At 74.1% G+C, this 14,015-nt stretch carries 13 protein-coding genes; 7 read left to right on the top strand and 6 right to left on the bottom strand.

Annotated features, from left to right (window positions below; translation table 11 throughout):
* Positions 1–97: 97 nt before the first annotated feature.
* Positions 98–1,429 (bottom strand): serine hydrolase domain-containing protein, encoded by a 1,332-nt coding sequence (locus FHX73_RS43835; protein ID WP_145911725.1) that lies wholly within the window; start codon positions 1,427–1,429, stop codon positions 98–100.
* Between the two features lie 977 nt (positions 1,430–2,406).
* Between FHX73_RS43835 and FHX73_RS43830 the strand changes: the two genes are divergently transcribed.
* On the top strand, positions 2,407–4,143 hold the full coding sequence (locus tag FHX73_RS43830; RefSeq protein WP_145911724.1) for an ABC transporter permease: 1,737 nt from the start codon (positions 2,407–2,409) through the stop codon (positions 4,141–4,143).
* 9 nt (positions 4,144–4,152) lie between these two features.
* On the top strand, positions 4,153–5,484 hold the full coding sequence (locus FHX73_RS43825) for an ABC transporter ATP-binding protein (protein ID WP_145911723.1): 1,332 nt from the start codon (positions 4,153–4,155) through the stop codon (positions 5,482–5,484).
* Positions 5,485–5,509: 25 nt separating this feature from the next.
* On the opposite strand, the gene FHX73_RS43820 is transcribed toward FHX73_RS43825, so the two are convergent.
* Complete coding sequence (locus tag FHX73_RS43820) at positions 5,510–6,469, bottom strand: LysR family transcriptional regulator (RefSeq protein ID WP_170305352.1); 960 nt, start codon at positions 6,467–6,469, stop codon at positions 5,510–5,512.
* Between the two features lie 129 nt (positions 6,470–6,598).
* Here FHX73_RS43820 and FHX73_RS43815 point away from each other — a divergent pair, with 129 nt between their 5' ends.
* The gene (locus tag FHX73_RS43815) at positions 6,599–7,258 is read left to right on the top strand and encodes a hypothetical protein (RefSeq protein WP_170305351.1); all 660 of its coding nucleotides are present in this window, start codon (positions 6,599–6,601) and stop codon (positions 7,256–7,258) included.
* Between the two features lie 12 nt (positions 7,259–7,270).
* Here the strand turns inward: FHX73_RS43815 and FHX73_RS43810 are convergent, their stop codons facing one another.
* Positions 7,271–8,101, bottom strand: coding sequence for a class I SAM-dependent methyltransferase (locus tag FHX73_RS43810; protein WP_145911720.1), 831 nt, complete (start codon positions 8,099–8,101; stop codon positions 7,271–7,273).
* Between the two features lie 57 nt (positions 8,102–8,158).
* Here FHX73_RS43810 and FHX73_RS43805 point away from each other — a divergent pair, with 57 nt between their 5' ends.
* The gene (locus tag FHX73_RS43805; protein ID WP_145911719.1) at positions 8,159–8,755 is read left to right on the top strand and encodes a TetR/AcrR family transcriptional regulator; all 597 of its coding nucleotides are present in this window, start codon (positions 8,159–8,161) and stop codon (positions 8,753–8,755) included.
* A 3-nt stretch (positions 8,756–8,758) separates the two neighbouring features.
* Here the strand turns inward: FHX73_RS43805 and FHX73_RS43800 are convergent, their stop codons facing one another.
* A complete protein-coding gene (locus tag FHX73_RS43800) occupies positions 8,759–9,175 on the bottom strand; it encodes a universal stress protein (RefSeq protein ID WP_281292795.1) in 417 nt (138 codons plus the stop codon).
* Positions 9,176–9,218: 43 nt separating this feature from the next.
* Positions 9,219–9,365 carry a hypothetical protein gene (locus FHX73_RS47015; RefSeq protein WP_246214256.1) on the bottom strand — a complete coding sequence of 49 codons (147 nt, stop codon included), beginning with the start codon at positions 9,363–9,365 and terminating at the stop codon, positions 9,219–9,221.
* A gap of 606 nt (positions 9,366–9,971) precedes the next feature.
* Between FHX73_RS47015 and FHX73_RS43795 the strand changes: the two genes are divergently transcribed.
* Together FHX73_RS43795 and FHX73_RS43790 are read left to right on the top strand one after the other, a co-directional pair.
* The gene (locus tag FHX73_RS43795; protein ID WP_145911717.1) at positions 9,972–10,397 is read left to right on the top strand and encodes a DUF6542 domain-containing protein; all 426 of its coding nucleotides are present in this window, start codon (positions 9,972–9,974) and stop codon (positions 10,395–10,397) included.
* The gene (locus FHX73_RS43790) at positions 10,390–11,706 is read left to right on the top strand and encodes an LCP family protein (RefSeq protein WP_145911716.1); all 1,317 of its coding nucleotides are present in this window, start codon (positions 10,390–10,392) and stop codon (positions 11,704–11,706) included. Before FHX73_RS43795 ends, FHX73_RS43790 begins: the two co-directional genes overlap by 8 nt.
* Positions 11,707–11,713: 7 nt before the next feature.
* Here the strand turns inward: FHX73_RS43790 and FHX73_RS43785 are convergent, their stop codons facing one another.
* Positions 11,714–12,298, bottom strand: a complete 585-nt coding sequence (locus FHX73_RS43785) for a helix-turn-helix domain-containing protein (RefSeq protein WP_145911715.1) — start codon at positions 12,296–12,298, stop codon at positions 11,714–11,716.
* Between the two features lie 79 nt (positions 12,299–12,377).
* Between FHX73_RS43785 and FHX73_RS43780 the strand changes: the two genes are divergently transcribed.
* Positions 12,378–13,979, top strand: a complete 1,602-nt coding sequence (locus tag FHX73_RS43780; protein WP_145911714.1) for an FAD-dependent oxidoreductase — start codon at positions 12,378–12,380, stop codon at positions 13,977–13,979.
* Positions 13,980–14,015 lie beyond the last annotated feature (36 nt).

Here is a 14,015-nt window from a genome sequence, read left to right as displayed (position 1 = left end):
GCGGGCAGGCGGGCGGGGAGCAGCGTGGACGGGTGCGGGCAGGGCAGGGCAAAGCCAGGGGCACAGGAGGCTGACGGCGCGCCGGATTGACGGACCGTCAGCTCACCCGTCGGGCCGTGCGTCCGGAGATCTGCAGCCGGTCGATGGCGCCGCCGGCCGGGTCGCGGCGGAAGCCGCCGCCGGCCTGCAGCAGGCCGCTGTCCGGATCGACCAGGTCGCAGCTGAGGTCCGGGTAACAGCGCAGCGGGAGCGGCAGGTCGCCGTCGACCGAGAGGGTCGGTGAGCCGTCCGGCCCGGTCGCGACCAGGTACTCGGTCCCGCCGTTGCGGTAGCGGCCGGCGCTCTCCGGCAGCGGGACGCCCGGGCCGCGCCGGGCGGCGGGGACGGTGGCGGGCACCGGTCGGCCGGTGAACCGGGCGAGCTCGGCCGCGACGTCCCGCCAGAGCGCGGTGGCGGCGCCCGCGTTGCCGGTGAAGGCGACCACCAGGCCGCTGACCGGCTCGATCCGCAGGTGGCAGGAGGTGCCCTGGGCGTTGCCGTCGTGGCCGTACCAGGTGGGCCCGGCCGTCCGGTAGGCGGCCAGGCCGGGGCCCCAGCCGTCGGCCAGCGCACTGGGGCCGGCGGCGGGTTCGACGGTGCGCAGCAGGTCGGCGACGGCCGGGGGCAGCACCTCGGAGCGGCCGGCCAGCGCCCGGCCGAAGACCATCAGGTCCACGGCGCTGGCCAGCAGCGCGCCCGCCGGGGCCTCGGCCGGGGCGAGGTTCTGCCGGGCCGGGCGCAGTTCGCCGGAGGCGGTGTTGACGGCGTGTCCGCCCGCCAGGGCCCGCCGGACCGGGCCGCCGAGCACGGCCGGGACGGTGCCGAGCGGGTCGAGCAGCAGCACCCGGAGCGCCTCGGCCCACTCCATTCCGGTGACGGCGGCGACCAGGTGTCCGGCGGCCACGTACCCGGCGTTCGAGTAGGAGAAGTCGGTGCCGGGATCGAAGAGCAGCTCGTCCGGGGCGCAGGCCCGGGCGAGGTAGTGGGCGCGGGTGGTGCCCGCGGCGGTGTCGGAGTCGGGTCCGCTGGGCAGCCCGGCGGTGTGGCTGAGCAGCTGGCGGACCGTCACCGCGGGCAGGGCGCGCAGCTCGGGCAGGTGCTCGGCGACCGGGTCGTCGAGGTCGAGGTCGCCGTCCTCTGCGAGCAGCAGCACCGCGGCGGCCGTGTAGGGCTTGGTGAGGGAGCCCAGGGGCACGGCCGTGTCGGCGGTGAAGGGGGTGGCGGTGGCGGCGTCGGCGAGGCCGGTGTGCCAGGTGATCACCTGGCTGCCGGTGTCCACCGCGAGTTGGGCTCCCGGCACCTGGTGGGCGGCGGCGAGGGCGTCCAGACGGCTCGTCAGTTCGTCGGCTAAGCGGGGTCGGTCGACCGCGGTGGCGGTGGTGTACGGCATGAGGATGGGGCTCCCACGGGACGGGCTCAGCTTGGGGTGGCTGGATCGCGCGGCTTCCCGGTCGGCTCGGCCGAGAACTCGGCCGAAAACCTTCGGGCTCCGGTCGCCGGGGCGTGGAGGTTTTCCTGCCCCGCGGCTCCGGAACTACGGAATTTCGCTTGGCGGTGGCTTTGCCGACGGTCCGGGTCGACGGTCCGCCGGAAAGGAAGCCTGAGAATTCCCTGAGAATCTTCCGGATTCTTCGGAAGGGCGCCGGAAGCACCCTGGCACCGGATCGGACAAGGTCGGCGGAATTCACCGCGCGCCGGAATCCCACCCGGGCGCACGCCGGAGCGCGCCATGGGATCCGCGAGCGGAAGGAACTCGCTCCGACCTCGACATCGCAGGCATTCGCACAGGTCAGAGCAGTTGTCCGGGACAAGGAAGGACAACCCGTCGAGCCCCCGGCAACGGACCGGCACGGCCTTTCCCCCTCCACCAATCCGGCCCGCGCAACCCTTGCGCGAGGTCTTTCCGAATGCGACCGGCTTTGGCGCCGAAGACGCTCAGCACCGAATGCCCGGGACCGAAAGTGAACATACCCCCGGAACGTCGGCTCTGTCCGGAGAATGACCGAAGATGTCGGTCGGCCGAGTGCAAGCCCACCCGAACCACGCACAGTCTTCACTGTGGGTCCCGTGATCCGCAAGCGCCACCCGCGCCGGATATCGGCGTTTGGGGTGACGCCGGTTGTTCCATGGGAAATGCGCGACCTGAGCAATCAGCGGGATTTCCGGTGACCGGAGTTGCGCAGCGAAACCGGTGGGACGGGCGGGACGCGCACGGCTGCCGAAGCGCTCGGGGTTGGCCCGTGTCGGTGACTGTTCCGTTGTTCGTCATCCAGACGAACCGCCGCGCCTCCCGCACGTGCTTCAGTGGCGGCGGCAGGGTGGTCCCTGGCGACACGGGTCCCGGGCACGGCGGCGCAGGAGGCAGGAGTGGCGGGTGGCGGCGGGTTCCCGTCCCGGGGCGTGTGGCGGCGGCCGGCCCTGCGCTGGGTGGACGTGCTGGTGGCCGCGGCCCTGATTGCCCTGCTCTACGGACTGCTGCGGCTGGCGCCGGGCCTGAACGCGCCGTTCCTGCCGAACCAGGCGCCCGGGACGGTCTCCACCGATCCGGCCAACCTGCCGTACTACGCGGTGCGCTCGCTGCTGCGGATGTTCGCCGCGCTGGTCGCCTCGGTGCTCTTCACCTTCGTCTACGCCACTGCCGCCGCCCGGGTGCGGCGGCTGGAGAAGGTGCTGCTGCCGGTGCTCGACATCCTGCAGTCGGTGCCGGTGCTGGCCTTCCTCTCGGTCACCGTCACGGCGTTCATCAACCTCTTCCCCGGCTCCGCCCTGGGCCTGGAGTGCGCCTCGATCTTCGCCGTCTTCACCGCGATGGCCTGGAACATGACCTTCGCCTTCTACGCCTCGCTGATGAGCCAGCCGCGCGAACTCGACGAGGCGTCCCGGGTGATGCGGCTGACCAAGTGGCAGCGGTTCTGGCGCCTGGACGTGCCCAGCGGCATGATCCCGCTGGTCTGGAACGGCATGATGAGCTTCGGCGGCGCCTGGTTCTTCCTGGCCGCCTCGGAGAGCATCAGCGTGCTGGGCCACCACTACGCGCTGCCTGGGATGGGGTCCTACGCCGCAGCCGCGATCGCCGCCGGCAACCTCGGGCAGGTCGGCATCGCCATCGCCGTGATGGTCGTCATGGTGATCGGCGTCAACGTGCTGTTCTGGCGGCCGCTGGTGGCCTGGTCGGAGCGGTTCCGGGTGGAGGAGTCGGAGGCAGCCGAGCGCCCGCGCTCCTCGGTGCTCGACCTGCTGCGCCGCTCCAGCGTGCCCGCGCTGCTGGGCCGCCCGCTGCGGCCGGTCGGCGCCGCGCTGGACCGGGGCACCCGGGTCTTCGGCCTCGCCGAGCACCCGCTGGCCCGCCCGGCCGCGCGCGAGCGCACCGGCGACGTGTTCTTCGCCGGCGCGGTCGCCGCGCTGGTGGTCTACGGCGCCTGGCAGGCCCTGGACTACGTGCACTCCACCATCGGGCTCGGCGAGTTCGGGCACGCGCTCTGGCTGGGCGCGGTCACCTTCGCCCGGGTGCTGGTGCTGCTCGCGGTGGCCACCGTCGTCTGGGTGCCGATCGGGGTGTGGATCGGGATGAACCCGAAGGTCACCCGCTACGCGCAGCCGGTGGTGCAGGTGCTGGCCAGCTTCCCGGCGAACTTCGTCTTCCCGTTCGCCACCGCCTTCTTCGTGGCCGCCGGCATCTCGCTGAACTTCGGCGCGGTGCTGCTGATGGCGCTCGGCGCGCAGTGGTACATCCTGTTCAACGTGATCGCCGGCGCCTCGGCCGTCCCCTCCGACCTGCGCGAGGCGATGACCGGGTTCGGCGTCACCGGGCGGTTGCGCTGGCGGGCGTTCATCCTGCCCGCGATCTTCCCGTACTACGTGACCGGCGGGATCACCGCGGCCGGCGGCGCGTGGAACGCCTCGATCGTCGCCGAGGTGGTGGACTACGGCTCGCACCACCTGGCCGCGACCGGGCTGGGCGCCTACATCACCGACGCCACCGGCTCCGGGGACTTCCCGAAGATCCTGGTCGGCATCACCGTGATGAGCCTCTACGTGGTGGCGCTCAACCGGCTGTTCTGGCGCCGCCTGTACCGCCTGGCCGAGACCCGCTACGCGATCTGAGGACCCGTCATGACCGAGAGCAGCGAACGCGTCACCATCGTCGAGGCCGACGGCGTGACCAAGACCTTCACCACCCCCGACGGGCGCGCCCTGCCGGTGCTGGACGACATCGGGCTGCGGCTGCACGAGGGCGAGATCGTGGCGCTGCTCGGCAAGTCCGGCTCCGGCAAGTCCACCCTGCTGCGCTGCCTGGCCGGCCTGATCTCGCCCTCCAGCGGCACCGTCAGCTACCGGGGCCGGCCGCTCACCGCCGCCAACCCCGGGGTGGCGATGGTCTTCCAGAGCTTCGCGCTGCTGCCCTGGCTGACGGTGCAGCAGAACGTGGAGCTCAGCCTCCAGGCGCGCGGCGTCGAGGAGGCCGAGCGGCGCGAGCGGGCCCTGCGGGCGATCGACCTGATCGGCCTGGACGGCTTCGAGGGCGCCTACCCCAAGGAGCTGTCCGGCGGGATGCGCCAGCGGGTCGGCTTCGCCCGGGCGCTGGTGGTCGAGCCGGACTCACTCTTCATGGACGAGCCGTTCTCGGCGCTGGACGTGCTGACGGCGGAGAACCTGCGCAACGAACTGGTCGGCCTGTGGGAGGGCCACGCGGCGCCGGTGAAGTCGATCCTGATCGTCACCCACAACATCGAGGAGGCCGTGCTGCTGGCCGACCGGATCCTGGTGCTCTCCTCCAACCCGGGCCGGATCCGGGCCGAGCTGACCGTCGAGCTGCCCCGTCCCCGCGACCGCCGCACCCCGCAGTTCGAGGCCCTGGTGGACACCGTCTACGGCATCCTGACGGGCCGTGAGGAGGCGCCGTCCGCCGCCGTCGCCGAACCCGCCGCCGCCCGCTCGGCGGCCACCCCGGTCAGCACCCCGCTGCCGCCGGCCAGCGTCGGCGGGCTGGCCGGCCTGCTGGAGATCCTGCTGTCGATGGGCGGCGAGGAGGGCCTGGCGGAGATCGCCGACGAGCTCAACTTCGAGGTGGACGACCTGCTCCCGCTGGTCGACGCCGCCGTGCTGCTCGGCTTCGCCACCGTCTCCGCCGGACGCCTGGCGATCACCCCCGAGGGGCGCGAGTTCAGCGCCGCCGACATCCTCACCAGCAAGCAGCTCTTCGCCCGGCACGCCGCCCGGCGGGCCCCGCTGGTCCGGGCGATCGTCCAGTCGCTGGCGGCCAAGGACAGCCAGAAGCTGCGCGAGGACTTCTTCGTCGACCTGCTGCGGCGCGGCTACGACAGCATCGACGCCGGCCGGCAGCTGGAGACGGCGATCGCCTGGGGCCGCTACGGCGAGCTCTACGACTACGACGCGGACGACACCGAGTTCGCCCTGGAGCCGGGCGCCGAGGCCTATCTCTGACGCTCAGTCAGACCTGTTCGACGTCTTACTCGGTGGGGTCCCGCAGGGTGCGCACGTGGATCTCCTGGGCGATCCGGCCGGCCGCCGTCTCCGCCTCCAGGTGGTTGCGGCCCGCCTGGAGCAGCGCGTCGGCGGCCAGCCGGGAGGCCAGGTCCTGGGCGGCGTGGCCCTCGCGGTGCAGCACCCGGGTGATCAGGGTGCCGCCGACCGGCAGGGCGGTGGTGGTGGCCCGGGGCAGCTGGGCGGCCAGGAAGGTGGGCGCGACGACCGCGCCGAGTCCGGCCGCCATCAGGGCGATCACGGCGGCCGGGTGCTCGGCCAGGTGCGCGCCGGCCGGGTCGAGGCCGTGCTCGGCGGCGAACCGGGCGAAGGCGCGGCCCCGGGCGGACTGCGGCGGTGCGCCGATCCACGGCCGGCCGGCGAGCTCGCGCGGCGCGGCCGGCGGCTCCCAGGAGTCCGGCACCACCAGCCGGTACTCGTCCTCCCCCATCAGCCTGGCCCGGATGCCGGGCGGCAGCGGCACGGCGGTGTCCCGGTCGTCGGCGAGCACCGCGGCGTCCAGCTCGCCGACCCGCAGCGCGCGCAGCCCGGTCGTCAGGTCGCACTCCTGGAACCGCGGCTCCAGCCCCGGGTGGAAGTGGTTCAGCAGCCGCGCCACCCCGGCGGCCAGTCGGGCGATCACCCACGGGCTGGCGCCGATCACCACCTGGCCGCGCACCTGTCGGCCGTCCGTCAGCTGGTCCCGGGCGGCGGCGAGCTGACGGCTGATCTGCTCGCCGGTGCCGGCCAGCAGGCGGCCGGCGCCGGTGAGTTCCGGGCGCGGGCCGGCGCGGTCGAGCAGCGGCAGCCCGGTCTCCTGCTCCAGCGCGGCCAGTTGCTGGGAGACGGCCGACCTGCTGACGCCGAGGGCGCGGGCCGCGGGTGCGATGCCGCCGGTGCGGGCGACGGCGGCCAGCACCAGCAGGCGGCGGGGGTCGAGCTCCACGATGGCCGTCCAGGGTGTCGGTTCTGCTTGCGGGCGGGGTAAGTATGCCTGGACGAGGGTGCTGCGCGGGCCGGTCGGGGTTGCCAGACTGACGGCGTTCCCGCACCGCGCTCCCCCAGGAGGCTTCCCGTGCCCGCTCGGCGTCTCGCCCTCGGCTGCTCGCTGCTCGCGCTCCCGGCCCTGCTGACCGCCTGCGGGCCGTCCGGCTCGCCGTCGAGCTCGGCCGCCGGCGGACCCCCGCCCGCGGCCGCCCCCGCCCCGGTGGCCGCCGCCCACTGGACGCTGACCGCCCCGCAGACCGCAGGCGGCTACCCGATCGGCCAACCCCCGGCGCAGACCACCCAGTTGGTCGACTCCGACCTCGGCCAGAATGCCAAGCTGCTGGGCCTGTCCGGCACCCCCGTGCGCGCCACCTACGACGACCAGGCCGACGGCGCCTGGGTCTTCTACTCCGGCCTCAACGGCACCGGCTTCGACCCGAACCGCCTGCACGACGCCCTCACCCACCCGGCCATCAGCGGCGACAACGGAGCCGGCGACCACACCAGCTTCAGCTACGCCGACACCGACCCGGGCCCGCACGGCGGCCGGGCGATCTGCGACAGCCTGCTGGTCCGCAACGCCTTCCTCACCACCATGGCGACCACCTGCTCCTGGTTCACCCCCACCACGGCGGCCCGGGTCACCCTGGTGATCAAGGGCGACGGCACCAACACCAAGATCGGCTTCACCGCCGCCGACGTCGGTCCGGTGATGCGCGCCGTGCGGGCCGACGTGGAGCAGCAGTAGGGGTGCCGTGACTCACTGGGCGCCGGCGCGCACGGCGGTGGTGGCCAGGGTGGTGTACCGCATCGTGAAGCTGCCGCCCAGGTCGTCGATGGCCCGGCCGACGGCGCCCAACACCTCGGCCAGCTGATCGGGCGTCAGCCGGGTCAGACCGCCGGTGGTCGGGAGCAGGTCCAGCCACTGCTCGCGGGTGTAGGGCCGCTCCCAGTCGAACCGCCACTGTTCCGGCTCGTCGAACCGCCCGGTCGCGCGGATCGCGTCGGCGGTCGCCGCGTACCCCGCCAGGTACGCCTCCAGCGGCCGCCGAGCCGGCTGACCGCTGAACGGGGAGTCGGGCGCCACCCGCCGCAAGGCCGCCGCGAACGGCTCGGCCACCTCGGCCGGCGGTTCGAAGACGTGCCCGAAGACCGCCAGCCGCCCGTTCGGGCGCAGCACCTGAGCCGCCTTCAGGGCGCCGGCCGCCGGGTCCACCCAGTGCCAGGACTGGGCGGCGGTCACCGCGTCGAAGGTGCGGCCGGCCGGCTCCCAGTCCTCGAAGGTCGCGACCTCGACCCGCAGGCCGTCGGCCCGTGCGAGCCCGGCCATCCGGCCGTCGGGTTCGACCCCGAGGACGGCGCAGCCGGCGGCCCGGAACTGACGGGCCGCGATGCCGGTGCCGCAGCCGACGTCGAGCACCTCGGGCCCCGGGCTCCCGGCGACGATCCGTGCCACCAGGTCATCGGGGTAGCCGGGTCGGGCCCGGTCGTAGCGTCGCGCGTCCGTGCCGAACGATTCGGCGGTCTGCCGGGCCTGGTGCGACGGCACCGGCCGGGGCTCTTCTCGCTCTTCTCGCGGTAAAGTGGGCATGCGTTCACTCTAGTGGGCAAGCGCCCACCTGCCAACGGATTCGCGGAGGATCGACACGTGCCGACCGGGGTGCACCTGCGCGACGCGCGCCAGCAGCTGTTCGACGCCGCCGAGCGCGTCCTGCTCCGGGACGGCGCGAACGGCCTGACCAGCCGGGCCGTCACCGACGAGGCCGCCTGCGCGAAGGGCGTGCTGCACCGGCACTTCGCCGACTTCGACGCCTTCCTCGCCGAACTCGTGCTCGACCGGGCCGCCCAACTCGACGCACAGGCGCGGGCGCTGCGCGAGACCGCCGGCACCGGCACCGTCACCGACAACCTCACCGCCGCGCTCACCACGCTGTTCGGCCCGGTCCCGGTGGCGATCATCCCGCTCATCACCTTCCGGGACGAACTGCGCGCCCGGCTCCGGCAGGCCACCCCCGGCGGTGGCATCGCGATCCTCGCCCAGGCCACCACCGCGGTCACCGCCTACCTGGCCGACGAGCGCGAACTCGGCCGCATCGCGGCCGACGCCGACATCGACTCCCTCACCCTCTCCCTGGTCGGCGGCGGACACCTGCTGTTCGCCGACCGGGACGCAGCGACCACCTCGACCGTCGACAAGCTGGTCACCACCGTGCTCGCCGACGTCCTGCAACGGCGCCCGCGCTGACCCCTACGGACCGGGCACCGTCAGCACCGGACACCCCGCGTGCCGCAGACAGTGCGCCGTCACCGAGCGCCGCAGCCCCCGCCGCAGCAGACCCCGGCCCGCACCCACCACCAACAGGTCGGCACCCCGATCGGTGACCGCCACCAGCACCCGCCGCGGCCGGCCCCGCACCAGCGCACCGCGCACGGCCGTCCCCGGCCCCGCCCCGGCCAACGCACTGCGCAACGCCTCGTCGAGCCGCCCGGCCGCCGCCTCCCGCACCTCGGCCAGCCCGCGCGCATCCGGGTGCCGCCGGAAACTCCGCTCACCCCCCGGCGGCCGCCACGCGTGCACCAGCACCAACTCCACCGCCCCACCCCCTGCCTCCCGCAACGCCCGCCGCACCGCGCCGGCACTCCCCCGCCCCCCGCTCACGCCCACCACGATCCGCCGCACCGCCCCGGCCCGCCCGCCCGACGCCCCGTCAGTCCTCGTAGTGCAGCGCGAACCGGCAGTGCGTCCACGCGACGCACTCGTCCTGCCCGTCCGGCTCGTCCTGCTCACCACCGCCGACGCGCGGCAGGACAGTGGTCGTATGGTGCTCCGGCTCGGCGGGAAGGTGATCCGTCATGGCGTGCGTGCCCTTTCCGGGTACGGGGGTTGGTTGTCGGTTCCAGTACAGGCACCAGGGGCGCCGTTCGCACCCGTCCTTGACGCATGGACTACGGCTGAGCGGCCGGTTCTGACGGGATCTTGACGGGCCGACGGGTCAGCTCAGGAGCTCGGTGGCGATGAGCTCCAGTTGAGCCCGGGCGGGCGGTACGCCAACGCGGACCACCGCGATGTTCACCAGGACCGTGAAGGTCACGGCAACTCAACTCCACTTCGCTCCAGGCCAGTCCAGGTCAGCTCTGGCACAGGAGCGTAACCGACGCTTCGGAACGCCTGTCCTTCGACAAGTGATCTTGATGATGGCCGCTCACCGCCCGCGGGCGCTGGTACGACCGGTGTGCGACCGGCTGACCGTCTGTCCTGGCGACCGTGGCTAGAGAACGGAGCAGGCCGGCTAACCCGCGCGGTCGACGTCGGACGGGCCACGGACCGGCGGGCAGCCGCGGATCTCCGTCCCCCGTTCGGCGTCAACCCCTCCCGGCCTCGGCGTTTTCCGGCGTGCGCGTTGCTAGATTGCCGCAACCAGGCAACCACTGAGCCAGGCAACCACTGAGGGGGCACGCGCGTGGCGGGACCGGCTGAGCCGCAGGGCGGTGGTGCGGTGGCGCGGTCTCCGCGTGCCCGGTCGGCGGTGGTGCTGCTGCTGGTGGGGCTGCCGGTGGCCGGTGCGCTGGTGGACGAGGCGATCGGGCCGGGGCTGGGGCTGATCTTCGGCGGGTCGGTGGTGGTCGGGACGGCGGCGGCGACCGCGCTGGCCAGCCGGGCGGGGTGGTGGTGGGTGCTGCCCGCCTGCCCGACGCTGGTGCTCGCGCTGTCGGCGGCCGCCGAGCTGCTCGGTGACCCGCACCGGTACCGGGGCACCAAGGGGCTGGCCACCGGGGCGATCCGCTGGGGCGTCGACGGGTTCCCGGTGATGCTCGCGGCGCTCGGGGCGGCGGCGGTCGTGGTGCTGGTGAGGATCGTCCGAGACAGGAGGAACCGTCGTGGCTGAGCCCGATCGGCCGGGCCGGGTGCGGGCCGGGGGCCGCGGCACCGGGGTGGCGACGGTGGCCGGGCGGGCGGTGGTGCTCGGGGCCGGGCTGGCCGTGCTGGCGGCCAGCGGGTTCACCTACTACACCTACGCCTCGCTGAGCGCGGGGCTGACCACCTCCAAGGCGCTCGCGGGCGTGCAGCGCAGCGCGCCGCCGCACCTGGACAACTCGGTCAACCTGTTGCTGATCGGCCTGGACAGCCGCAAGGACATGAACGGCAACGACCTGCCCCCGCAGTTCGTGCAGGACGAGCTGCACGCCGGGGACAGCAGCGAGGTCGGCGGCTACAACACCAACACGCTGATCGTGCTGCACATGCCGGCCGACGACGGCAAGGTGACGGCGCTGTCGATCCCGCGCGACGACTACGTGCAGACGTACGGCGCGGACGGCGGGATGCACAAGATCAAGGAGGCCTACGGCATCGCGAAGGCGGCGGCCGAGCCGAAGCTGGCCGCCCAGGGGCTGAAGGGTGCTCAGCTGGAGCAGCAGAGCCGGGACGCGGGGCGGGCGGCGACGCTGGCCACCGTGCAGAACTTCCTCGGCATCCCGATCGACCACTTCGCCGAGATCAACCTGCTGGGCTTCTACGACATCGCGCAGGCGGTGGGGCCAGTGACGGTCTGTCTGAACCACGCGACCAGCGACCCGGCGGAGGACGGCCAGGGCTCCGGGTTCTCCGGCCAGGCGGGGCTGAACACGCTGAACGCCTCGCAGGCGCTGGCCTTCGTGCGCCAGCGGCACAACCTGCCGGGCGGCGACCTGGACCGGACGCACCGTCAGCAGGCCTTCATCGCCTCGGTGGAGAACAAGCTGAAGGACGAGGGGCTGTTCAACGACCTCGGCCGGATGCAGTCGCTGCTCGACGTGGTGAAGAAGGACGTGGTGATCGACGACAAGCTGGACATCCTGGACTTCGCCCAGCAGGCCACCGATCTGACCGGCGGCAACGTCGAGTTCAACACCCTGCCGATCACCGGCTTCGCGACCATCGGCGGCGAGGACGTCAACACGGTGGACCCGGCGCTGATCGCCCGGGAGGTGCAGCAGCTGTTCGGCCACGACCCGGGTCCGGCGCCGACGGCGAGCGGCACCCCGGGGCCGACTCCGCCGCCGACCCCGGCGCCGGCCACGACCTCCCCGGCGGCCGCGCCGTCCCCGTCACAGGCCCCGGTCGCGGCGAGCGGGTCGAGCAGCTCCGATCCGGCGGCCGGCCTGCCGATGCAGGGGCCGGCGGTGAGCATGGGCGGCATCCCGTGCGTGAACTGACTATACGTCAGCTGCTGGCACCCCGAGGCTGGGCGCGCACGTGCACCCGCTCGCCCTGCGGGCCGAACAGGCTGAGCAGTTCGACCGGGGCCGCGCCGGTGCTGCCGAACCAGTGCGGCACCCGGGTGTCGAACTCGGCGGCCTCGCCGGCCTTGAGCACCAGGTCGTGGTCGGCGAGCACCAGCCGGAGTTCGCCGGCGAGCACGTAGAGCCACTCGTAGCCCTCGTGGGTGCGCGGGTCGGGGTCGTGGCGCTCCGGCGGGATGATCATCTTGAAGGCCTGGACGCCGCCGGGGTTGTGGGTCAGCGGCACGATGGTCGCCCAGTCCCGGCGCACCGCGCGCAGCCGCACCCGGGGGTCGCCGACCGCCGGCGCGCCGACCAGCTCGTCCAGCGGCACCTGGTGGGCCCGGGCCAGCGGCAGCAGCAGTTCCAGGGTGGGTTTGCGCTCGCCGGACTCCAGCCGGGACAGCGTGCTGATCGAGATCCCGGTGGTCTCGGCGAGCTTGGCCAGCGTGGTGCCGTGCTTGCGGCGCAGGTCGCGCAGGCGCGGCCCGACCCCGGCCAGCACCTCGGCGTCGTCGTTTGCCATATCGGCAACTTTACTTTGCCGCTCGGCCCACCCCGGCGCACCGTGGTCGGGACACGGCAGGGCGAGCGAGGGAGTCCCGGTGAACGCGAACGAGACACACAAGACGTACGACGTGGTCGTGGTCGGCGGCGGGGCCGCCGGACTGAGCGGCGCGGTGACGCTGGCCCGGGCCCGGCGCTCGGTGCTGGTGGTGGACTCCGGTGAGCCGCGCAACGCGCCGGCCGGCCACGTGCACGGCCTGCTGGGCCGCGAGGGCACCCCGCCGGCCGAGCTGCTGGCCCTCGGCCGCACCGAACTGGCGGGCTACGGCGGCGAGTTCACCACCGGCCGAGTGACCGGGGCGAGCCGGGACAGCGAGCACTTCAGTATCAGTATCGAAACCGACGAGAGCACCACCGAACTGCGCGCCCGCCGCCTGCTGGTGACCACCGGCCTGACCGACGAGCTGCCCGACCTGCCGGGCCTGGCCGAGCGGTTCGGCAAGGACGCGCTGCACTGCCCGTACTGCCACGGCTGGGAGGTGCGGGACCGCCGGATCGGCATCCTGGCGACCGGCCCGCCGGCCTGGCACCACGCGGAGCTGTGGCGCCAGTGGAGCGAGCGGGTCGTCGTGCTGCTGCACGGCGTCGACGCCCCGGACGCGGAGCTCGCCGAGCGGCTCGCGGCCCGCGGCGTGCACCTGGCGCACGGGCCGGTCGAGCGGGTGCTGGCCGAGGACGACCGGCTGACCGGGGTGCGGCTGGCCTCGGGCGAGACCGTTCCGCTGGACGCGCTGGTGGTCAGCACGGGGCTGGCCGCCCGCGCCGGGCTGACGGCTTCGCTCGGGCTGGCGACCGTCCCGGTGGAGTACGCCGGCGCGGTGATCGGCAGCCGGGTGGCCGCCGATCCGACCGGGGCGACCGAGGTGCCGGGCGTCTGGGTGGCGGGCAACGTCACCGACCCCACCGCGCAGGTGGTGGTCGCCGCGGCGGCGGGCCTGCGGGCCGGCGCCGCGATCAACGCGGACCTGATCGCGGCGGAGACCGACGCGGCGCTGCGGGAGTACCGCGAGCAGCGGGTCGCCCTGTTCGAGCGGGCGGGCTGGGAGGAGCGCTACCGCGCCCGCCCGGCGCTGTGGAGCGGGCGGCCCAACCCGCAGCTGGTGGCCGAGGCCGCCGGGCTGACGCCGGGCCGGGCGCTCGACGTGGGCAGCGGCGAGGGCGCGGACGCGATCTGGCTGGCCGCGCGCGGCTGGACGGTCACCGGCACGGACATCTCCGCGCTCGCCCTGGAGCGCGCGGCCGGGCACGCCCGGGCGGCCGGCGCCGAGGTGGCGCGGCGGATCACCTGGTCGCGGGTCGACCTGCGGGAGGAGCCGCCCGCGCCCGGGTCGTACGACCTGGTCACGGCGCAGTTCATGCACCTGCCCACGCAGGCCCGGCGCGCGCTCTTCGCCGCGCTCGCCGAGGCGGTGGCGCCGGGCGGCACGCTGCTGATCGTGGGTCACCACCCGCGCGACAAGCGGGAGTCCACCGGCCCCTGGGGGCACCTGGACATGATGTACCCGCCGGAGGAGGTGGCCGCCGGTCTGGACGGGTCGGCCTGGCAGGTCAGTGCCGAGACCCGGGCCCGCCCGGGCCTGGACCCCGAGGGGCGCGAAACGGTGCTGCACGACGCGGTGGTGGTGGCCCGGCGACGCTAGGGTCGCGCCGACGGCCCGGTGGGCCCGCACGAGCAT

Source organism: Kitasatospora viridis, from assembly GCF_007829815.1.
Classification (GTDB): Bacteria; Actinomycetota; Actinomycetes; order Streptomycetales; family Streptomycetaceae; genus Kitasatospora; species Kitasatospora viridis.
This window is presented reverse-complemented; position numbering and strand designations above follow the sequence as displayed.